The 1,842-nt window shown below is 65.3% G+C and carries 2 protein-coding genes; both read left to right on the forward strand.

Annotated features, from left to right (window positions below):
- Positions 1 to 641, forward strand: a 641-nt coding sequence (locus tag K3M35_RS25635) for a CaiB/BaiF CoA-transferase family protein (RefSeq protein WP_220667270.1), incomplete at its 5' end; no start/stop codon positions are given.
- 129 nt (positions 642 to 770) lie between these two features.
- Entirely contained in the window at positions 771 to 1,805 is a 1,035-nt protein-coding gene (locus K3M35_RS25640; RefSeq protein ID WP_220667271.1) for an AraC family transcriptional regulator, read from the forward strand.
- Positions 1,806 to 1,842 lie beyond the last annotated feature (37 nt).

The raw sequence follows: 1,842 nt of genomic DNA on the forward strand, positions 1-1,842 counted from the left end.
CCGCCCTGTACACCCGTGCGACCACCGGCACCGTCCGCGCGGTCGAGGTCGCCCTGTTCGAGGCACTCGGCGAGTGGATGGGATCACCCGCCTACTACACGGAGTACGGCGAAAACCAACCCGAGCGCGTCGGCGCCGCGCATGCCACGATCGTCCCCTACGGTCCCTTCCCGACTGCCGACGGCGAGGTTCTGCTCGCGGTCCAGAACGACCGGGAGTGGGTCTCACTCTGCACGAAGGTGCTCGGCGACCCGGACCTGGCCACCGATGAACGCTTCCACAGCAATTCGACGCGCGTCGAGCACCGCGCGGAGTGCAACGAGGTGATCGCCCAGCGGACCCGCCTGCTGAGCACCGCCGAACTCCTCGCGCAGCTCGACGCCGCGGCGATCGCCAACGGCCGCCTCGGCTCGGTGTCCGACTTCCTCGACCACCCCTCGCTCGCGGGCCGGGACCGCTGGCGGCAGGTCGACACCCCCGGCGGCGTCGTCCGCGCACTGCTGCCGCCCGCCACCCTGAGCGGGATCGAACCGCGCTTCGACCCCGTCCCGGCGCACGGCGCCCACACGGACGCCGTCCTGACCGAACTCGGCTATTCGCCCGACGCGATCACCGCACTGCGCACCGCCGCCACGGTCTGACGGACCCTTCGCGGCGCCCGTTCCCACTTCCCCCGAGTTCCCCGACCCGACAAGGTGACCCATGCCCGATCACTCGCCCCACCGGAGGCGCGCGGCGCTCGTCGCGCCCGGATTCCCCGGTAGGCTCGTTTGGGCTTCTACATCAAGAAAGTGGTTGTGATGCAAGACACACTCTTGAAGACCGTGGGCAAAGTTGTCCCGTGTGGAGTGATTCAGCACAGTGCGTCGCATCTGGACGAGGCGCGCGTGGCTGTGGCCGAGAATTTTTATCCCCATCATTTGGAGGCCTTGGCTACCGACTCGGGTCTGAATATGTCGCTAAAGACTGTTCAGCTCGGAGGCGTCACCTTAGGCCGTCTCGCCTACGGCGCCGAAGTGAGCCTTGACTTCGGTGAGCTGAGCAATGCCTACCACATCAGCATCCCGCTGTCCGGGCGCGTGGAGGCCGTAGTTGGCCGACAGGTTAGTGTTTCCATGCCCGGGCTGGCTTCTGTTTATCTCCCGGTGGGACCGACGAAGATTTCCCGGTGGAGCGCCGATTGCGCACAGTACGGCGTAAAAATCGACCGCGAATATCTCGAAGCTGAACTGACGACTTTGGTCGGGCACCCCGTTCGTACTCCCGTAAAGTTCGATCCGCTGGTGGACCTGACCCGAGGACCAGCGGAAAGCTGGATCTCGCTGATCCTCACGCTTGCCGCCGATCTCGACCGCGAGGCGGGAGTGCTTTATGACCCGCTGATGTCGAGTTCGCTCGCGCAAGCGGTGACGACCGGCTTTCTCCTTGCCTCGGGCCACGACCATCAAGAATCACTGCAGGAACCTCGTCGTCCCGTCCGTCCTCGCATCGTCAAACGCGCCGTCGACGCGATACATGCCAGTCCTGAAAAACCGTTCACGGTCAATGACCTGGCCGAAGTGGCCGGCGCAAGTGTGCGCAGCCTGCAGGACGGTTTCCAACAGCACCTCGGAGTTCCACCGATGACCTATCTCCGGAGCGTCCGACTCGAGCGCGTCCACGAGGAGCTGAGCCGAAATGATGCCGACAAGTCCACAGTGGCCGACGTGGCACATCGCTGGGGCTTCGGGCACCTAGGCAGATTCGCTGCGGAGTACCGCAGACGCTACGGCGAGACACCGTCCCGTACCCTCAACGGCGCCTGAAGGCATCTGACCCACGACAGCCCGGCCACGAACGCAC

Source organism: Rhodococcus sp. DMU2021 (assembly GCF_019641445.1).
Classification (GTDB): domain Bacteria; phylum Actinomycetota; class Actinomycetes; order Mycobacteriales; family Mycobacteriaceae; genus Rhodococcus; species Rhodococcus pyridinivorans.